At 42.2% G+C, this 19,312-nt stretch carries 17 protein-coding genes and 1 other annotated feature; all 17 genes read right to left on the bottom strand.

Annotated features, from left to right (window positions below; genetic code table 11):
* Nucleotides 1–5: 5 nt before the first annotated feature.
* The gene (trpX, locus tag GMD5S_RS0204050; protein ID WP_000792187.1) at nt 6–1,001 is read right to left on the bottom strand and encodes a tryptophan ABC transporter substrate-binding protein; all 996 of its coding nucleotides are present in this window, start codon (nt 999–1,001) and stop codon (nt 6–8) included.
* Between the two features lie 118 nt (nt 1,002–1,119).
* Nucleotides 1,120–1,334 (bottom strand) — a binding site (T-box leader).
* Between the two features lie 96 nt (nt 1,335–1,430).
* The gene (gene ppc, locus GMD5S_RS0204045) at nt 1,431–4,127 is read right to left on the bottom strand and encodes a phosphoenolpyruvate carboxylase (RefSeq protein ID WP_000058166.1); all 2,697 of its coding nucleotides are present in this window, start codon (nt 4,125–4,127) and stop codon (nt 1,431–1,433) included.
* Between the two features lie 23 nt (nt 4,128–4,150).
* Nucleotides 4,151–5,374, bottom strand: coding sequence for a cell division peptidoglycan polymerase FtsW (gene ftsW / locus GMD5S_RS0204040; RefSeq protein ID WP_000703342.1), 1,224 nt, complete (start codon nt 5,372–5,374; stop codon nt 4,151–4,153).
* A 187-nt stretch (nt 5,375–5,561) separates the two neighbouring features.
* The gene (gene prsA, locus GMD5S_RS0204035; RefSeq protein ID WP_000728083.1) at nt 5,562–6,503 is read right to left on the bottom strand and encodes a peptidylprolyl isomerase PrsA; all 942 of its coding nucleotides are present in this window, start codon (nt 6,501–6,503) and stop codon (nt 5,562–5,564) included.
* A gap of 67 nt (nt 6,504–6,570) precedes the next feature.
* On the bottom strand, nt 6,571–7,284 hold the full coding sequence (locus GMD5S_RS0204030; RefSeq protein WP_000230411.1) for an O-methyltransferase: 714 nt from the start codon (nt 7,282–7,284) through the stop codon (nt 6,571–6,573).
* A 1-nt stretch (nt 7,285) separates the two neighbouring features.
* Nucleotides 7,286–9,088: an oligoendopeptidase F gene (pepF, locus tag GMD5S_RS0204025; RefSeq protein ID WP_000244109.1), complete on the bottom strand. Its 1,803-nt coding sequence runs from the start codon at nt 9,086–9,088 to the stop codon at nt 7,286–7,288.
* A gap of 18 nt (nt 9,089–9,106) precedes the next feature.
* Nucleotides 9,107–10,063: a competence protein CoiA gene (locus GMD5S_RS0204020; RefSeq protein ID WP_000495884.1), complete on the bottom strand. Its 957-nt coding sequence runs from the start codon at nt 10,061–10,063 to the stop codon at nt 9,107–9,109.
* A 76-nt stretch (nt 10,064–10,139) separates the two neighbouring features.
* A complete protein-coding gene (locus GMD5S_RS0204015; protein ID WP_000202635.1) occupies nt 10,140–11,288 on the bottom strand; it encodes a DUF1887 family protein in 1,149 nt (382 codons plus the stop codon).
* Between the two features lie 174 nt (nt 11,289–11,462).
* Nucleotides 11,463–12,323, bottom strand: coding sequence for an SAM-dependent methyltransferase TehB (gene tehB, locus GMD5S_RS0204010; protein ID WP_000413061.1), 861 nt, complete (start codon nt 12,321–12,323; stop codon nt 11,463–11,465).
* A 14-nt stretch (nt 12,324–12,337) separates the two neighbouring features.
* Nucleotides 12,338–12,805 carry an SsrA-binding protein SmpB gene (gene smpB, locus GMD5S_RS0204005; RefSeq protein ID WP_001051750.1) on the bottom strand — a complete coding sequence of 156 codons (468 nt, stop codon included), beginning with the start codon at nt 12,803–12,805 and terminating at the stop codon, nt 12,338–12,340.
* Nucleotides 12,768–15,122 carry a ribonuclease R gene (rnr, locus tag GMD5S_RS0204000; RefSeq protein WP_000653277.1) on the bottom strand — a complete coding sequence of 785 codons (2,355 nt, stop codon included), beginning with the start codon at nt 15,120–15,122 and terminating at the stop codon, nt 12,768–12,770. Before rnr ends, smpB begins: the two co-directional genes overlap by 38 nt.
* Before the next feature lie 203 nt (nt 15,123–15,325).
* Nucleotides 15,326–15,559, bottom strand: coding sequence for a preprotein translocase subunit SecG (secG, locus tag GMD5S_RS0203995; RefSeq protein WP_000282517.1), 234 nt, complete (start codon nt 15,557–15,559; stop codon nt 15,326–15,328).
* Nucleotides 15,560–15,598: 39 nt separating this feature from the next.
* Complete coding sequence (gene rpmG / locus GMD5S_RS10200; RefSeq protein ID WP_007519517.1) at nt 15,599–15,748, bottom strand: 50S ribosomal protein L33; 150 nt, start codon at nt 15,746–15,748, stop codon at nt 15,599–15,601.
* Entirely contained in the window at nt 15,748–16,947 is a 1,200-nt protein-coding gene (locus tag GMD5S_RS0203990; protein WP_001156301.1) for a multidrug efflux MFS transporter, read from the bottom strand. The genes rpmG and GMD5S_RS0203990 overlap by 1 nt, the downstream gene beginning before the upstream one ends.
* Nucleotides 16,934–17,539 (bottom strand): dephospho-CoA kinase, encoded by a 606-nt coding sequence (coaE, locus tag GMD5S_RS0203985; RefSeq protein WP_000516165.1) that lies wholly within the window; start codon nt 17,537–17,539, stop codon nt 16,934–16,936. The genes GMD5S_RS0203990 and coaE overlap by 14 nt, the downstream gene beginning before the upstream one ends.
* A complete protein-coding gene (mutM, locus tag GMD5S_RS0203980; RefSeq protein ID WP_001114636.1) occupies nt 17,539–18,363 on the bottom strand; it encodes a DNA-formamidopyrimidine glycosylase in 825 nt (274 codons plus the stop codon). The genes coaE and mutM overlap by 1 nt, the downstream gene beginning before the upstream one ends.
* Nucleotides 18,364–18,411: 48 nt before the next feature.
* Nucleotides 18,412–19,311 carry a GTPase Era gene (era, locus tag GMD5S_RS0203975; protein ID WP_000143277.1) on the bottom strand — a complete coding sequence of 300 codons (900 nt, stop codon included), beginning with the start codon at nt 19,309–19,311 and terminating at the stop codon, nt 18,412–18,414.
* Between the last annotated feature and the right edge of the window lies 1 nt (nt 19,312).

Raw genomic sequence — 19,312 nt, 5'->3', positions numbered from 1 at the left:
TATCTTTATTCAATCACTTGTCCTGCTTCTTTTAGAACGGACTCAGGAATGGTGATACCAAGTTCCTGCGCTAGTTTTTTGTTAATCACTGACTTACCAGTTGAAAAGACATTAACTGGCGTATCAGCTGGTTTTTCACCTTTCAAAACTTTGGCAATCATCTTACCAGTAGCCACTCCAAGATCGTGTTGGTCAACTACTACAGATGCCAGGCCTCCTGCTTCTACCATGGCAGTAGCACTTGGGTAGATTGGCTTTTTAGCTGTTTGGTTGCTTGAAACAACTGTTGAGAATGCGGATGCGATGGTGTTGTCAATTGGAACCCAAATCGCATCGACCTTGCTTGTCATAACATTGACTGTTGAAGCAATTTCGTTAGTCGAAGGAACGGCAAAGGTTTCGACTGTCAAACCTGCTTTTTCAGCATAAGCCTTGAATTCTTCTACCTGTGTTTTTGAGTTATCTTCGCTACTTGAGTAAAGAGCACCGATTGTTTTGACATTTGGTGTCAAAGTTTTAATCAATTCCACTTGTTGTTCAGCAGGGTTGTGGTCTGACACCCCTGTGATGTTGCCACCTGGTTTTTTCAAATCTTTGACCAAGTTAGCACCGATTGGGTCTGTAATAGCAGCCATGATAACTGGTAGGTCTTTTGTAGCACTAGCGAGTCCTTGAGCTGCTGGTGTTGCAATCCCAACAACTACATCGTTTCCATTTGCTACCAATTGTTTACTCATGGTTGCAACCTTGCTCTGATCTCCTTCAGAGTTCATAAAGTCGATTTTTACTTGATCGTCCTTATAGCCTTCTTCAGCTAGTCCATCTTGAATCCCTTGGTAAATCAAGTCCAAGGATGGGTGACTAACAAATTGAAGGACACCAACCTTAGCAACCTTTTGCTCTTCTTTAGCTGATGGCTTGTTCATTGATGAATAAATCAAGCTAGCCACTACCAATACTGCTAATCCAGCGACAATTCCAATCAAACGTTTATTTTTCATTTTTCTTTCTCCTTAATTCTTTTACCTTAACTTTTTAAATCACATCATCAAGCGATGCCATCGTTTAAATTCCAATATCTTTCCTCCCCATAGAAAAAGTCCTCACACAAAAAACTTGTGTGAGGACGTCGATGCGCGGTGCCACCTCAATTATAGGAATATTCCTATCGCTCTTTCTCGCAATAACGAGTTGCACTGTAAGGTGTGCTCACCGAATTTTTATGATTTCAAATTCTTAAGTACATTCAGCCCAATTTCATCAATTTCATCTATCTGCTTTCACCAACCACAGACTCTCTAAAAAATGAGCAAGATTACTTTCTGAATGTTTAAATTATATCATTTTTCAACTACTTGTCAAGCTTATTTTTAGAATTTTTTAAACAATTCAAAAACTTCCCCTTGAAAAAAGAGGAAGTTTGTAGAATATCAGCCTGAATTACGCAAACCAGTTGCAATTCCGTTGATAGTTGTATGGATCAGTTTTTCTTCGTCTGCCGACAATTCTCCGCGACGTTGACGTTTGATCAACTCCAACTGGATGTAGTTAAGGATATTAAAGTAAGGCATACGATAGTTTAGACTGTCTTTTAGGTAAGAGTTTTCTGCCAAGAGTTCGTCATAACCTTCGATAGCTAAAATAACGTCCTTAGTCAACTGCCATTCATCTAAAATAGTGTAGTAGATAGCTTGTACTTCTTCGTCTTCACAGAGCTTGGCATATTCAAAAGCAATATTCATATTAGACTTAGACAAGACCATGTCCACATTGGAAAGCAAAGATTGGAAGAAAGGCCAGTTTTGGTACATATCACGAAGGAACTCGATATTCTTTGGATCTTGATCTATAAACTCTTTAAAGCTGGATCCTACTCCATACCATCCAGGAAACATGACACGGCTTTGTGACCATGAGAAGACCCAAGGAATGGCACGCAAACCACCAATTTCAGTGATGGTCTTACGAGCTGCTGGACGCGAACCGATATTGAAGCTTGAAATAGCTTTGATTGGACTTGATTCAAAGAAATAGTCATAGAAATGTTCATTTCCAAAGACCAAATCACGGTAGATATCATAACTACGGTCCACTACTTGATCCATGATAGCTTCGTAACGATTTGACGTATTGATATCACTCTTCTTCTTGGTAATCATGCGGTTAATGGCTGCAGAAACCAACATTTCAAGGTTATAATAAGCAGCGTCTTTGTTTCCGTATTTATTTCCAATGACTTCTCCTTGCTCAGTCAGACGGATACGGTCCTTAATAGACTTGAGCGGTTGAGATGTGATGGCTTCATAAGTTGGTCCACCACCACGACCCACAGTACCACCACGACCGTGGAAGAAAGTGACCTTAACGCCAAATTCATCACCGATAGCAGTTAGTTGTTGTTGCGCCTTGTAGAGAGTCCAACATGAGGACAGGTAACCACCATCCTTGTTACTATCAGAGTAGCCAAGCATGATTTCCTGATAGTTATCTTTTGAAGCAATCCATTTTTTAGCCAAAGGAAGAGAGAAATATCTTCTCATGGTTTCTTCCGAATGGTCTAAGTCCTCAATAGTTTCAAAGAGGGGAACAATCTGAACTCGTGCTTTTTGGGAATCAACCAAGCCTACTTCCTTGAGCATGATTGCTAGCTCTAGCATATCTGATACACTGGTTGCATGTGAGATAATGGTTTGACGAATGACATTTTCACCCAGTTTATCCTTCAACTTGCGGGCAGCTTTAAAGATAGACAGTTCCTTCTCAAGAAGTTCTGACTTTTCAGCATGAGTGGCTGAGAGGATACGAGGATCTTCTTCCAACTCTTTTAAGAGAAGGCTACATTTTTCGTCTTCAGACAGATCGCTATAGTGATCGTTGATACCAGCTGATGCTAACAATTCAGCCACACAGGCTTCGTGAACGCTAGAATCCTGGCGCATGTCAATAGAGGCAAGGTAGAAGCCAAAGATTTCGACAGCTTGCATCAACTCGACAAATTCTCCAGAAATCAGGTATTCTCCTTTGTTCTCAAGGAGAGAGTCGCGAATGGCCAACAAATCTTGATAAAATTCATCCGCAGTGGCATATCTAGGCTGAAGATTCTTGTCTTCAATGAGATAAGCCTTGGTTGCCTGCATCTTAGCTTGGATATCAAAAAGGGCACGACGATAGAGTTCTTTTTCGCGATAAATCGAGTTGTCTTGTGACTTCAGCGCCATCTCACGGACCTTGTCGCTGACATTCACGATGCTGGTTGACAGTGAAAACTCACGATAAAGATTATAAATCTTTTCATCATAGTAGTTCATGATGACTTCGCACTGAGTCAAGGCTGATTTGTTTAGGGTTTCCGCTGTTACGAAAGGATTTCCATCACGGTCTCCTCCGATCCACATCCCCATGGTAATCGGTTTTGGATGTTGGAGCTCGATACCTTGTTCTTTAGCTAGTTTCTTATACTCAGCTGTCAAACGTGGAACAGCATTCAGGAAAGAACTTTGGTAGTACTCCATCACGTTGGTGATTTCGTTGGTTACCTTCAATTTCTTCTCACGAATCATGTCCGTTTGCATGATAATTTCAATGTAACGACGGAGATCTGTGTGCCATTTTTCTTTATTAATCAAGCCGAGTTTAACATCACGGTACTTGCGCAAGAGAGTATGGATATGGTTGGTCAGATCCAGCATACTCTTGCGTTGTACTTGCGTTGGATGGGCGGTCAAGACAGGAACGACATTTAACTTTTCTAAAATTTCAGCTGCATTTTCTTTTTCAGCTACCATCTTAATCGTTGTAGATAATTTTCCTAAATAGTCTTGGTCCACATTGTTTTGGTGATTGATTTCATAGGCCAAATCCACATCCTCAGAGATATTAATCAAAAGTGGAAGGATAGAGAAATAGCGTGAAATGTAAATCATTTCTTCATTCGATAGACTGGTCACTAGGTCATTGAGCCCTTGATAATTCTCACTAGTTGATAATTCTTTCAACTGGATAATCTTTTCAAAGGTTTCTGGCGCCAGCATATTTTTTGTGATATCTTCTAATAGCTCAGTCAGAATCAAGACTTCTTCTTGGACGACTGCTTTATTACTATAGTTTTCTAATTTTTGAAGAGACATATACTTTCCTTTCCATACAATCCTTACAGATTTTCATCGGTTTGATTCTCGTATTCTCTGATAAGTTTGGCACGTTTTTCGCTGGCATCAATGTTCAGTACAAGCGCGATGGCTACGGATAATACCAGTAGACTGTTCCCACCTTGTGAAAGGAAGGGGAAGGTTACCCCTGTAGAAGGAATCAACCCTGAAATCCCACCGATATTGACAAAGACTTGAACAAGGATCATCCCTCCGACACCAATAGCAACCATGGAGTTAAAGGGATCCTTTGCTCGAATACCAACCAAGATGATTCGCAAAATCAAGAAGAAGAGTAAAGCCAAAATCATACTGGCTCCTACGAATCCAAACTCTTCGATGACAATCGAAAAGACAAAATCCGTATGGGCTTCTGGCAGATAGCCACGCTTCTCAATAGAATTTCCCAGTCCCAGTCCGAACCAGCCTCCATTTACCATTGCATAGTAGGAATTTGCGAGCTGGTGTCCTGCCCCCGCCAAGTCATTAAAGGGATTAAAGAAGGCACTGAAACGTTTAGCAACGTAACCAAATACAGGAATTTGAGAGAACTTTTCAACCCCAACAAAGCGAATGACAGACAAGACTAACATTGAACTTCCTGCCAAGAGAGCTAGAATGGTCGAAAACCAACGATAGGCGATCCCACTTACGGTATACATGATGAGCGCCACCAAGACCAAGATGGTCGCATTTCCCAAGTCTGGGAAAATTCCCAGGCTACCAATCAGAACCAGCAGAACAAAACGCCAGTCATTAAAAGCTCGAGGTAGCCACTGATTCTGTGTCAAAACCTGGAAGTCATAAACCGCAATCTCATCTTGTTGTTTTGAAAATCGATGTGCCAAGTACCAGATGATGATAATCTTAAGGTACTCCGCAGGCTGAATCGTTACAGGTCCTACAGAAATCCATCCGTATGCTCCATTGACAGGTGTTCCGACCAGTCGCGCCAGAGCTAAAAGAACCATCTCCACAATCATTACAATAAAGATGAGACGCCCATTTCTTAGGAAACCTAATTTTAATTTATAGATTAAGGCAATCAGAATCAAACTAGCTATCCAGAAGATCCCCTGGTTACGCACCAATTGAAAGGCACTTTTCCCTTCTTCGATCAAGGTTGCACTCGTTGTCGAGTACACCACAATCAGCCCCAAAATCGATAAAAGGAAGTAAGGAATCAAAATGGAATAGTTTAGTAGGTGCCTTTTACTAATTTTCATATTTCACCACTCTAATAGGAACAGACGCTTCTGTTCCCAATTCCGTTTTATTTTCTAGTTTTGATTGCTATTATACCACTTTTTCAGAAAGAAAAAAACTCTTATCCTTTAATCCTTCGAATTTTACTCATTTTCTAGTATCAGGTATAAAAAAACAAATCTCTTTTGAGATTTGTTTTTTGCTTTCTTAGTTAGATGAAGAGCTGCTGCTTGAGCTTGAGTCACCACCACCAATGTATTGAGTGAAGATGTTTTGGAATGATTGATCTTTAACCTTGATGTTTGCTGCTTGCAATTCTTTACCAATTACTCCTTGAACAAAGGCTGAATCATTTTGTTTTTGAGTCAAGATGATGGTCTTCAATTTTTCTTTATAATCCTCGATATTAGAAGATTTTTCTGTTTTCTTCGTTACTTTGACGATGTAGAACTGACTACTGTAGGCTTGTGTTCCAGTAGCTGTAATCACATCAGAAACCCCGTTCACATCCAAAGCAAAAGCTGCTTTCTTGACTTGTTCTGGAAGTTCTGTTGAAGCAGAGTCAAAAGTGATTTCTCCACCATTTTCTTTTGTTTTGTCGTCGTTAGAGTTGTCTTTTGCCAACTGAGCAAAATCTGCACCTTCTGCTTTAGCTTTCTCAAGTACTTCTTTTGCCTTGTCTTCATTATCCAAACGGATGATTTGAGCTGTTACATCTGGTGTGTAAGACTCAAAAGCTTTTTGGTAAGCTTCGTCTGTCAACTCACTCTCAGCAGCCTTCTTAACTGCCAATTCAACCAATTTGCTAGTGCGGATTTGAGCTTTACGAGTCTCAGGTGTCATACCTGCACGTTGAAGCACGCTGTTGTAGCTATCGCCGTATTTCTTTTGTTCTTCAGCAACAGCATCATCCACATCTTTATCCGTTACTTCTGATCCATATTGTTGTTCAAATACTTTTTGGATGGTCATATTGAGCAAGACTTGTTGTGCAGTTGGATTGTTCTTTACTTCTTCAAAGAATTGATGCTCTGTAATCACATCGCCCTTCATGCTGATCAAATCTTTTCCTTCAGAACTGTTTGAACAAGCTGCAAGTGTTGCTACTGATAAAAGTGTGATGGCTCCTGCCATAAGTTTTTTCTTCATTTTTACTCCTTTTACGGTAAGTGTTACCTTATCTATTTTACTATAATTTCTTAAATTTTTCTGAAAATCATTCGCTCTCAGGAAGCTCTACTTCTGCTAGATTCTTTCGTAGCATGAGAATGCCGTCTCCAAGCGGAACTAGAGTTGCTGTTAGACCTGGATTGTCCAAAGTTGCATCGAAAAGTCTTTGCAAACCACGGTAAATGGTTCGTTGACCTCGGCGGACTTCCATGATGTCCTTGGCAACATCTCCTCCTTGGAAAATATCATCCAAGACCACTACTCCACCAACTTCCAAGTGATTGAGGATTTCAGGCAGAAAGACGATATACTTGGACTTGGCCGAATCCATAAAGACAAAGTCATAAGTTTCTGTCAAAGTAGATAAAACATCGACTGCATCTCCCTCTAAAAGAGTGATTTGCTTACGACTGTCAAACTGGGTAAAGTTTTCCTTGGCAAAGCCTATCATTTCTGGATTACGATCAATCGTTGTAATCTTGGCATCTGGCGCATGTTCCGCCATCAAGAGGGCTGAAAAACCGATAGCTGTCCCAATTTCCAAAATGTTCTTGGGCTGTATGGTCTCCATGAGAAAACGGAAATACGCGACCGTTTCATGGGGAATAATGGGAATGTTTTCCTTGCGAGCGAAGGTCTCCAATTCTTTCAAAGAACCTGTCACCTGCTTTTGACGCTGGCGCATGAGTTCTACGATTTCTTCCTTGACGACGGGACGACGCATATTGTGATTGGCATTTTTACTATAAGACTCTACCATCTTAAGCTAGTCCCAATTTTTCAACAAGGGCTTCAAACTCGTTCAAGCGACGTTCAAAGACTGCAAAGGCATCGTTGAGATAGTCTTCCTTCTCCATATCCACTCCCGCTTTTCTCATGACATTGAGTGGATAGTCAGACTTACCTGCCTTGAGGTAGTCGATATAGCGGTCACGGTCTTCTTGACTACCATGGACAATCTTCTCAGCCAAGGCTGAAGCAGCTGCAAAACCTGTTGAATACTGATAAACATAGTAGTTATAGTAGAAGTGTGGAATGCGTGCCCACTCGTATTGGATCTGAGGATTGTCTTCCTTGCTGAGTCCATAGTAATCTTGGTTCAAGTCAGCGTAGAGCTTATTGAGGAAATCACTTGTCAAGACTTCTCCATTTTGATCTGCTTGGTGGATGGCATGTTCAAACTCAGCGAATTGAGTTTGACGGAAGACTGTTCCACGGAAACCGTCTAGGAAGTTATTGAGAATTGCAAAACGAGTCGCATCGTCTTCTACTTCTTCCAACAATTTCTCTGTCAAGATATTTTCGTTAGTCGTTGAGGCAATCTCAGCCAAGAAGATAGAATAATCTCCGTAAACATAAGGTTGGGTTTCACGAGTATAGCTGGAGTGCATACTGTGACCTGTCTCATGGACAAGGGTAAAGAGATTATCTAGATTGTCCTGCCAGTTGAGAAGCATAAAGGCATTGGTATCATATGATCCACCAGAATAGGCACCAGAACGCTTGCCTTGGTTTTCATAGACATCAATCCAACGCTCAATGAAGGCACGTTTGACACGGCTCAAGTAGTCGTCACCCAAGACCGCCAAGGCCTCTTCTGCCTTTTTCAAGGCTTCTTCGTAGGTAAAGCTATAATCTACTGACGAAAGCGGTGTGTAGACATCATACATCTTGAGATCTGAAATCCCCAAGATTTTAGAACGAAGTTTAAGGTAACGATGCAAGAGTGGCAAATGCTTGCGAACTGCTGCTACTAGATTGTGATAGACACTTTCTGGAACAAAATTTGCTGCGAGGGCCGCATGACGAGCACTCTTATAGTTGCGAACTTTGGCACGGTAGTTTTGCACCTTAACATTTGTCTGCAAGGTCTTAGCATAAGTGTGTTGGAATTGCTCATATGTCGCATAAAGGGCTTCATAGGCACCACGACGCACTTCACGGTTTTTAGACTCCATCAAACGGATGTAAGTACCGTGTGAAAGTTGCACTTCCTTGCCTTCGTCATCAAGCACGTATGGGAAGCTAATATCCGCATTGTCCAAAATAGCGAAGGTTTCACTAGCAGAACCAAAGATTTCTCCTGCTCCAGCAAGCAATTCTTCCTCACGTTGCGAAAGAACATGGTCTTTCTTTTGCAAGAGCTTGTCAAAAAAGTGTTTGTAAACTTGGAGTTTTGGTTGAGCTTCTAGGAAGGCCGCATACTGCTCTTCGCTAATCTCCATAAACTCAGGTTCATAGAATGAAAAGGCTTGTTCTAACTGACTGTATAGGGTCATTGCCTTAGCATAGTACTCTTGATACTTGGATTCACGCGTGTCCTGGTCATTTTTCATATGTGCATAGACATAAAGCTTTTCAACTTGGCGTTCCAAATCAAGTGAAAATTCTGTGATCTCAAGCAAACTGTCTGCGCTGTCTAAGAGATGTCCCTCATACTGAGATGCTGTTTGTACTTTTTCAGTTAAATCTTTCAAGGCTTCTTCCCAAGCCTGGTCTGTTGGGTAGATTGTTGAAAGATCCCATGTATCTTTTTCACTTATTTCATGTCGTTGTAATACCATAAGATTCCTCCATCCTTTCTATTTTACCACATTTTTTGAGAAATATAAGTGATAAAAGGCTGGTGGATAGAGCTTTTGGCGATTATTTTTCGGATTTATTTGATAGTAAGCCTGAAAATTTCTATAATAGCTAGTCAAATCCGTTTCAATCTGCAAAAAATCACCTGATTCTATCGGCTTGACTTGAGGATACCAGTCGTCTAGTTGACGGTTTAATAGATTGTCTCCTTGATGATAAGCTTCCTCCTGCTTCTTCATCCAGTAAGGCGTTTGGTAGTACAACTGTTGGCGAATGTAGTGACAGATAGTTGAATCTTGCTCAACTGCAAAACGAGGCAGTTTTTGTTTCTGATAAGGAAATCGTAGAATTTCCAAGAGATTTCCTTGACCATAGGGAAACTCCTTGACCCGAAAATGAAGCTTGCCACGTAGGTCCTGATGCAAAAGGTATTTGAGTCTCAAAACTTGCTTTTTGAAATCTAGTTCCCAAGCATAGAAACCCATATTTTGACTATAATAGAGAAATCCCCTTTGCAGTTGTGTAAGTCTCTCTTTTAACCAGAGTTTTTCTCCCAGTAGCCAGATAACTTGGTATCCCTGACTACGGTAGCCTTGACTTCTATGACCTAAAAGCTTTTGAGACAAGGGACTGCACTGGACCTCCAGAGCTAGTTTCTCATTGACGAGAACATCCGCTATTTGCTGAATCTTGGGCAGACTATATTCTAAAGCGACCTGATTGTCCTTCTTGGCCCAGTGATAAAGGATCTCTTTGTTGCCCAAGTGTTCTGGACTTTCATTTTCAAAAATAGCGATGCAATCTCTTAACCTTTCATGGGCAAAATGCGTTCGAATGCTCTGTCCTTGGCGTAATCGTAGTCCACCACCACAGGCTGGACAAGTATAATCTTGCCTAGTCACGTCTTTTTCGAGGGCATTCACCAAATTTCCCTTGGCATCTCTGGCTACAAACATGGTCTACCTCCTTTTCTCATTTATTCGAAAAAGAAGTAAAAAAGACTGGATTTCCAGCCTTTCATGATATTATTTCTTATCTTTTTTGTCTCTTAGAATATTTTTTTAGCATGGGAATGAGATTGGCGATCTGCTCACTTCTAATGACCAGCACGCCATATTCTTGGCAGCGATTGGCATAAGCTGGATTGATTTTTCCAGTACAAACAATCAACTTGAGGCAACTCTCCCCAGCAAAATGATTGGCGTAAACTTCTAGTTCATTGATGGCTTCGACTGATAAATCTGTCATCTTGCAGGAGATAAAGGTAATCGAGCGTCCCTTTCTCAGAATGACATCAATCTCATTTTGGACATTATCCGCCTCTGGAAAGATGCCATTCCAATCAATCTCACCGCCTATCATGCACTCATCAAACAGCTGAGATTCAAGTGCCAAGAGATAGAGATATACCTCTAAAATATGCCCCTTGTTGCGACAAAAGACCTGAGCTTCTTGACTTGGAAAACTGTAAGCTACTCGTTTTTTGTCCTCACTTTCAATACAAAGCATCCCTGCTTCCACAAGTAAAGGAATAAGGGATTTTGGATAGTGATAATATCTGCCATTGTTTTCCAGTATCTTTTCTGTCTCAGCATGCAGGTCATTGGTCTTAGCTAGAGAGAAAAATTGGGTCACTTGATACCAGTGGGCAGGATTGGCAATGGCAGAGCTGGCTAGCTTTTTGATGGCTGCAATTTGCTGAGCTGAGTGGATAGGGCGTTTGGATTTGAGGATTTTTCCACCACGCAAGGCTATCAGCTGCTGGATGCTTAGGGTTGGAATGTCCAAATCTTCTTTTTCTAACTGTCCGGCTACCCACTTGTATTGTTTTCCTCGCTCAACATCCATGGCAACGATGGGGAGGTCCCGATCCAAGCCGTATTGATAGAGAGATAAGGCTAGTAGCGAATCCCCACCAAAAACATCGAGAAGGACTTGGTCATAGCCTGCTAGACAATAATCTAACTGGTCCGCTAGTTGTTCTAAGGATAACTGACGAAAGGTCACTCGTTGGATATGAGGCACCTCATCCATGATAAACTGACGGAGGGAGAGCTTCTCTTCATTGCTTATTTTCGTCAAAGATAGAAAAAGAATCTCGTCACAATCACTGATAAAGGCTTGGTAGACATTCTTTTCCAATACATGCCGATCATACAATTCCACCAAAAGACTCGTCATTCGACCACCTCCATCATAAAGACTTTCTTGCGCTGAGAGTATCAGCAACACAGTTCTACTGCTCAGATTTCCTACTTCTAGTATAGCATAAAATCCTGCTCGCCCCAATCAACCAACGCAAACAAAAACGAATAGAAACTTTGCAAAGTGGTCTCTATTCGCTGGTATAGGTTTTTACTTGACTTTTTTAGCTAGCATAGTCGCAAAGCGTAGTTGAATGCGATTGCCATTTTCATCACGACGGTGCAGATGTCCTGGATTTTCATTATATTTGACCAATTCCCAATCCTTGTAGTAGTCCGCCAACTCCCCTTCTTTAAAGGTGAATGGGAAGTTAACCGAGCAAGGATAATCCTCCGTATCCATGGCACAGACGATGAGATTGTAGCCACCGACTGTGGTGTGCTCCTGCATATTTTGGATAATAGCTGGAATGCGGTCCGCTTGTAGGAACATCAGAACAACTGTCGATACGATGAAATCATAGTCTTGGCTAATGCTGGCTGAATTGATATCATAAAGTCCGACAGGCATGTCTAGATCCTCTTGCTCTACGATGCTTTGCAAGATTTCAAGGGACAATTCATTTTGATCCACAGCTGTCACATCAAAACCATTCTGTGCGAGAAAGAGAGAGTTACGCCCCTGACCACAACCCAAATCCAAGGCTCTTCCTGGTTTCACCGTCTGCATAGCCTCTAAGACTTCCGAATGGACTGGATTGGTCTGGTATTTCTTAGGGAAATAATCCTCAGGTTTACAATAAAATTCCAAGTACCACTCTACATCGTCTGTTGCAGCCTCTACTCGATGCCAGGCTTGCGGTTGTGCCATGGGATTGTCAGCTCCTGCCTCAAAGAGGTGCTCAGCTAGAACCTCACCATCTTCTGTTAACTCAATAAACTTGAGTGCCCCCTTCAAGACAGTAATTTTTCCCCAAGTGCCGACTTTAGTATTGTGCTTTTGCTGAACTGCTTCAGGCATGGTCTGTTTATTCCACAAGGGCATCCGTTTATAGGCAATTAGTTTTTCCATTTTACTTCCTCTTCTTAACGCTGGTTGACAGCTTTCATCACACGCGCGATGTCGCGGTTTTGTTCACGACGCTTGATCGACTCCCGTTTGTCATAGTCATGCTTCCCTTTAGCAAGTCCTAAAAGGAGTTTGGCGTAGCCATCTTTGATATAGACTTTAAGGGGAACAAGGGTCATTCCTGTCCCTTTGGTCTCTTGTTCCAATTTTTGAATTTGCTTCTTATGGAGCAGGAGTTTACGACGGCGTTCTGGTTCCTGGTTCCAGATATTGCCCTCTTCGTATGGGGCAATATGAACATTGCTCAGCCAGACTTCCCCATTTTTTACTTGGGCAAAGCCATCCTTGAGATTGATTCGAGCAGCTCGTACACTCTTGATTTCAGTTCCAGTCAGGACCATCCCTGCCTCTAGCGTATCTACGATTGTATAGTCGTGGCGCGCCTTTTTATTTTGTGCGACGACCTTTCCCTCGCCCTTTGCCATGCTTGGCTCCTTTCTTAGCTACTTCCTTGTAAAAAGGTTTCTTACCTTTTTTCTTCTTGTCTTTTTGTGAATGCTTGCGCTTATCATTTGAGCGTCCTGATTTTCTCTTGTCTTCCTTCTTATCTGAACGACGACTTGAGCCACGACCTCTATCTTTGCGCCCAGCTTGTTTCAAACCTTTTTCGATGACATCAAACTCACTTGGGATATAAGAGAAGTCAATTTCACCTGTCATCTTATCGGCTCTTTCAACTCGAATGCGAATCTGCTGACCTACACGGAAAGTTATGCCCGATTTCTCCCCACGGAGAGTCAAATCCCGTTCGTTGAAATGATAAAATTCAGGTAGATTGGTAATGTGAATCAAGCCTTCAACTGTATTTGGCAATTCGACAAAAAGACCGAACTTGACAATGCTGGATACAACTGCATCGTACTCTTCTCCCACGTATTCTTCCATGTACTCAGCTTTTTTCATAGCTTCGACTTCACGCTCCGCCTCAATGGCACGACGTTCACGATTGGAAGACTGGGTTGCAATCTCTGGAATCACTTGTTCAAAATGCTCTGCTATTTCCTTAGAACGGCCGTAATCCCGAATCATTCGGTGAACAAGAAGGTCAGGATAACGACGAATGGGGCTGGTAAAGTGAGTGTAATAGTCGGCCGCTAGTCCATAGTGACCGTGATTATGCTCTGAATAACGAGCCTGTTGCATAGAACGGAGAAGCATCATTGACAATACATCCGCATAGGGTTCTCCCTCAACAGCACGCATGATGTCTTGAAGCGCCTCCTGGCTAATCTCACTGGCAGTCCCATAAATCCGCAAACCAAAGCTTGAAGCATAATCAATAAACTTCTGAACTTTTTCAGCCTTGGGCTCCTCGTGAATCCGATAAATGAAAGGTAGATCCAGCTTGCTAAAGTGCTCGGCAACCGTTTCATTAGCAATCAACATGAAGGACTCAATCATCCGCTCAGCAACACCACGCTGACGAAGAACGATATCAACTGGCTTGCCTTTTTTATCCACCAAGATCTTAGCTTCACTGGTATCAAAGTTAAGGGCACCACGTTTCTCACGCATGCTTTCTAGCCTTTCATGGAGCTTGGCCATGAGTTCGATACTTGGAACAATTTTCTTAAACTCTTGTCTCTTTTCCTCATCGCCAGCTAGGATGTCATTGACAGCGCTATAGGTCATACGGAAGCTAGTCTTGATAACTGTTTGGGTAATGGTGTAATTAACCACACGACCGTGTTTATCAATTTCCATAATAGCAGACTGGGTCAAGCGATCGACTTGAGGATTGAGGGAGCAGATACCATTTGACAAACGCTCTGGAAGCATTGGTACCACTCGGTCTGTCACATAGACAGAAGTCGCGCGGTTAAGGGCTTCCTTGTCAAGGGCAGAACCCTCGGTCACATAGTAGGAAACATCTGCGATGTGAACTCCGAGTTCGATATTGCCATTCTTTAAAGGCTTGATGTGTACTGCGTCGTCTAAGTCCTTGGCATCCGCACCGTCAATGGTAAAGGTGATTTCATCTCTCAGGTCCAGACGACCTCCCATATCCTTTTGAGACGGAGCTTCTGGCACACTTTCTGCTTCCTTGAGAACAGCTTCTGGAAATTCTGAAACAATATCCATGGATTCCAAGACTTCAAGAACGTCAATCCCAGCATCAGTCGAGTGCCCCACCACGTCTAGCACACTAGCGACAAAGAAATCATGTTTCTTACTTGGGTATTTGTCAATAAAGACCTTGAGAACTTCAGTACCTTCCAACTTGATAGCCGGTTTCTTCACATAAATCGGTTGGCTGATTTTCTGATTCTTTGAACGGATGTAGCCCGCATACTTGGGCTTTTCCTGATCCAGAACGATTTGCCCGACAACTGTCGTCAGGCTATGTTCTAGGATATCAATAATTTTGGCTTCTGCTGCCGTTCCCTTATTACGGTCAGCAACTTTCTTAATGACTACCTCAACGGTATCGCCATCAATGGCATAGTTGACATCGTTTTTTCCTACAAAAAGGTCGTCCTCTTCACCTTCCAGACTGACAAAACCAAAGCCGTTTTTATGGGCATGAAAAATCCCTTTGAGGGTAATTTCATGTTTCTTCTTTTGGTCCAGACATAAACTACCATCATCTTCAAAACGAATCTGGTGCTTTCTTTCCATCAGAGACAGGGTTTTAATCAACTCACGGAAATCCTTGGACCCATCCTTTCCGAGAGCCTGAGCCAGGTCATTTACCGTCACTCGCCCCTTCTCTTGCAAATATTCTTTAATTTTATCTTTCATATTTTCTTTCTAGATTTTTTAATTTTCTTTTACTGTAAGACCTTCTCAAACATCATTTAATACTCAATAAAAATCAAAGAGCAAACTAGAAAGCTAGGCGCAGGCAGTACTGGAATACGACAAGCCGACGCTGAAGTGGTTTGAATTTGATTTTTGAAGAGTATAAAAATAAAAATAGGCTAAGACCTAGTCTCGCCCATTTCTTATCTACTTGATAATACTGTCAATGCTAAGGCAATGGCTAGCCAGAAAAAGACTAAAATACCTGTTAAACGTTGCATCACAGCTTCAAAACCACGCGCTTTACTACGTTCAAACAAATCACCTGAGCTGGCATCAAATACATTGCTGGATTGGTTCTTAGTTGGTTGCATGAAAATCGCAATCACAATCACAACAGATAATACTAATAAAATGGTTAATAATAGGTTATACATATCAAACTCCTTAAAATCCCTATTATTTTACCATAAATTCTACTTAGATTCAAGATGTAAAGTTACTTTTCTTTCCTTTGGACAATATTTTAACACCTCAATCTTGTCTGGATGGGTTTTGGAGTTCTTACTGGTTAGATAATTCATGCTGCCACAAGAGGAGCACTTGAGATTGATTTTTACTCGCACTAGATTTCCTTTACTTTTAATAATGATCTAAATTGCACTAAGTTACATAAACAACTGAAAGCCACACAGGCTGCTGTCGCATAAAAGACAGCATGGTAGCCCAAATATCCTGCAACTGCGGATCCCGCCATAGGTCCGATCACTCCACCGAGGTAAAAAAAGACTTGGTTGAAGGCGAAAATCCTTGAAATACCTGATTTTGGAGTCATTTTGCTAAGAAGCGCATTGACACCTGGTATGAGAGCTCCCGTTCCCAAACCAAAGAGAAAACGATACAAGCCAAGTTGAAAGGGGCTGGTTGCATGGGCACAAAGAAGGTAAATGATGACGGAATAAATCTGCGCTGCAACTAACAATCTATGATTCCCTACCTTATCGCCAAGTTTTCCTAGAATTCCAGCACTCATCATGCTAGAAAATCCCATGCTGGATACGATTAATCCTGATACAAAGAGGAGATTCTCAGTCTGCCCTAAGTCCCGCACATAGAGAGCTAAAATGGGGCCAATTGATTGAGCTGAAAATTGAATGACGAAGCTCGTCAAAAACAGATTTACTAAAAGCCTAGGATACTTGAAAGAAGAAAATACTTCTTTCGTTGGGATAGCCTTCTCCTTAGCCACTGGTTGAAAATCTTCCTTGATAAAGAAAATAGTCAGGATTGCAGCTAAAAATAAGAAAGCACCTACTAATAAAAAGACATTACGAATTCCAAAAATTTCAGCAATAAAGCCTCCAACAAAGGGGCCCGTCAATGTTCCTGCAACAACACCTGTAGATAGAGTCCCCAGAGCCGCTCCAGACTTATCTTTGGGTACCTGACTAGCAATCAAGGCTGTTGCATTGGGGACAAATCCAGTAAATACACCATTGAGCAAGCGCAAAAAGAGTAGCCAATAGATATTTGGCACGAAGGCCAAACCTCCCATAGTTATGGTCATGGCAAGACCCGCTCGAATCATCATGGGTTTTCGACCATACTTGTCAGCAAGAATACCCCAGATGGGAGAAACTAGAGCTGCTGAAACAGCCGAAACTGAGATGGCTAATCCAGCATAAAAAGCAACTTGGTCTCCTTCAATTCCCAACTGCTCTACAAAGATAGGCATGAAAGGAACGACCAAGGAAATGCTGGCGCCCGTTAGAAAACTACCGAACCAGGCGACACGAAGATTCTCTTTCCAACTAATCTCTTGCACAGCTATCGCCTCCTTCAAGTAACTTCACTACTTGAGCCACAAGCTGATTACGACTGCCATTGTTGTCTAGAACATGACTGGCCAAATCTTTCTTTTTCTCTAAAGACCATTGGGCGGCCAAACGAGACTCTGCTACTTCCTTAGAAAGATGATCCCGTTTCATGAAACGTTCCACCTGAACATCACGGTCCACATAGACCAGCCACGTTTCATCAAACCAAGCACTGTAGTCCTGTTCAAAAAGCAGGGGAATATCCATGAAAAAAACCGTTTCTGTCTGGGCTAACTGGTCTCTCAGTGCAGCCAATTCCTCACGAATAATCTCTCCTTGGGTTTGTTTAGACCATTCCCGCTCCTCAGGGTTTGAAAATATGAGACTAGCTAGGAGAGGGCGATTGAGTTCTCCATTTTCAAGGATTATTTTTTGTCCAAAGTGCTGAACTAAGAGCTGATAAAGACGACCACCAGGTTTTTGTAGCTGGTGGACGACTGCGTCAGCATCCACCACTTGAAAGCCTTTCTCTCTTAGGAAATTTGTCACAGTTGACTTCCCAGAGGCAATTCCTCCTGTGATTCCGATAATTTTTCCCATCAGCTCCTCCTTTGACACTGAGGACAAAAATGAGTTCCCCGTCCACCGAGCTGTAATTTCTCAATCACTGTCCCACAGCGCGAACATGCTTGTCCAGTCTTATCATAGACCTGATGGAAGTCCTGCATGGTTCCATCTTCCCCAAAGGCATTGATATAGGTTCGAATAGTTGAGCCCCCTTTTTCAACGGCCTGTCCCAAAACAACAATGGTCTGGTCATGAATAGCTGACGCTTCTTCTAACGTCAAAGTCTGGGAAGGTCGAGCAGGATGAATCTGCGCTCGCCAGAGGACCTCATCCACATAGATATTGCCAAGACCAGCTACCAAGGTTTGGTCTAGGAGGTGGGATTTGATTGGTTTTTTAGATTTGGCTAGGGCAGCTTGAAAGACCTGCAAATCAAAGTCCTGATCTTTGGGCTCAGGGCCTAGTTTCTTAGAAATAAAGTAGGCATCCAAAAGGTCAGGCGCCAAGAGTTCCATGGTACCAAACTTGCGTACGTCCTCATATACAAGAGTGCCGCCGTCCTCAAAATGAATCAAAACATGGGCGTGTTTACGTTCTGGAACTTTGTCTGGATAGTAAAAATACTTTCCCTCCATTCGCAGATGAGAAATCAAGACCTTGTCTGTCAAGTAGAAAAGCAAATATTTTCCACGGCGTCCCATTGACTCAATTACTTGACCAGCTAGTTCTTTTTGAAACTCTTCCAAATCTGTCTTAATCATCTTGGGATAACGAATCTCTATATTAGAAATCTTCTTTCCCAAGAGCAATTTTTCTAAGCCACGACGAACCGTTTCAACCTCAGGTAATTCAGGCATAAATCCTCCTTCTGTAAAAACAAGAAGCAGGCATGAGCCCACCTCTACTTAGTATTCTTTTTCATTATAGCCAAAGTCAGCCAAATCTAGCTTTCTATCACGCCAGTTTTTCTTGACCTTGACCCAAGTTTCTAGGAAAACCTTATCCCCTAGCATGAGTTCGATATCACGACGGGCCATAGTCCCGATTTTCTTGAGCATAGCCCCACCTTTTCCGATGATAATGCCTTTTTGACTATCACGCTCGACCATGATGGTTGCACGGATATGAACCTTGTCTGTCTCTTCATCACGCTTCATAGAGTCGACCACTACTGCGACTGAGTGTGGAATCTCTTCTCGAGTTAGGTGCAAGACTTTCTCACGAATCATTTCTGAAACCAAGAAACGCTCAGGGTGGTCTGTGATTTGATTAGATGGGAAATACTGGAAACCTTCCTCTAGATTTTCACTCAAAATATCGATTAGTCGAGAAACGTTATTTCCCTGAAGAGCTGAGATAGGAACGATTTCCTTGAAGTCCATCTGGTTACGGAAGTCATCAATCTGAGCCAAAAGCTGGTCTGGATGAACCTTGTCAATCTTATTCACCACCAGAATCACAGGAACCTTGGCAGCTTTCAGACGCTCGATAATCATGTCGTCGCCCTTACCACGTGGCTCATCAGCTGGCACCATGAATAGAACAGTATCCACTTCACGCAGAGTACTATAGGCAGATTCCACCATGAAATCTCCAAGAGCTGTTTTTGGCTTGTGAATCCCCGGTGTATCGATAAAGACGATTTGCTCCTTATCCGTGGTGTAAATTCCCATGATTTTATTACGCGTTGTTTGCGCCTTGTCACTCATAATGGCAATCTTTTGCCCCATGACGTGATTCAAAAAGGTTGACTTCCCAACATTGGGACGTCCCAAAATAGCTACAAAGCCTGATTTAAATGTCATA

It is taken from the genome of Streptococcus sp. GMD5S (assembly GCF_000298715.2).
Taxonomy (GTDB): Bacteria; Bacillota; Bacilli; order Lactobacillales; family Streptococcaceae; genus Streptococcus.
The sequence above is the reverse complement of the archived record's forward strand: the minus strand, read 5'-3'. Positions and strand labels throughout refer to the sequence as shown.

Coding starts and splice junctions, on each gene's coding strand:
- trpX (WP_000792187.1), bottom strand. CDS start 1,001: ATGAAAAATAAACGTTTGATTGGAATTGTCGCTGGATTAGCAGTATTG.
- ppc (WP_000058166.1), bottom strand. CDS start 4,127: ATGTCTCTTCAAAAATTAGAAAACTATAGTAATAAAGCAGTCGTCCAA.
- ftsW (WP_000703342.1), bottom strand. CDS start 5,374: ATGAAAATTAGTAAAAGGCACCTACTAAACTATTCCATTTTGATTCCT.
- prsA (WP_000728083.1), bottom strand. CDS start 6,503: ATGAAGAAAAAACTTATGGCAGGAGCCATCACACTTTTATCAGTAGCA.
- GMD5S_RS0204030 (WP_000230411.1), bottom strand. CDS start 7,284: ATGGTAGAGTCTTATAGTAAAAATGCCAATCACAATATGCGTCGTCCC.
- pepF (WP_000244109.1), bottom strand. CDS start 9,088: ATGGTATTACAACGACATGAAATAAGTGAAAAAGATACATGGGATCTT.
- GMD5S_RS0204020 (WP_000495884.1), bottom strand. CDS start 10,063: ATGTTTGTAGCCAGAGATGCCAAGGGAAATTTGGTGAATGCCCTCGAA.
- GMD5S_RS0204015 (WP_000202635.1), bottom strand. CDS start 11,288: ATGACGAGTCTTTTGGTGGAATTGTATGATCGGCATGTATTGGAAAAG.
- tehB (WP_000413061.1), bottom strand. CDS start 12,323: ATGGAAAAACTAATTGCCTATAAACGGATGCCCTTGTGGAATAAACAG.
- smpB (WP_001051750.1), bottom strand. CDS start 12,805: ATGGCAAAGGGCGAGGGAAAGGTCGTCGCACAAAATAAAAAGGCGCGC.
- rnr (WP_000653277.1), bottom strand. CDS start 15,122: ATGAAAGATAAAATTAAAGAATATTTGCAAGAGAAGGGGCGAGTGACG.
- secG (WP_000282517.1), bottom strand. CDS start 15,559: ATGTATAACCTATTATTAACCATTTTATTAGTATTATCTGTTGTGATT.
- coaE (WP_000516165.1), bottom strand. CDS start 17,539: ATGGGAAAAATTATCGGAATCACAGGAGGAATTGCCTCTGGGAAGTCA.
- mutM (WP_001114636.1), bottom strand. CDS start 18,363: ATGCCTGAATTACCTGAGGTTGAAACGGTTCGTCGTGGCTTAGAAAAA.
- era (WP_000143277.1), bottom strand. CDS start 19,311: ATGACATTTAAATCAGGCTTTGTAGCTATTTTGGGACGTCCCAATGTT.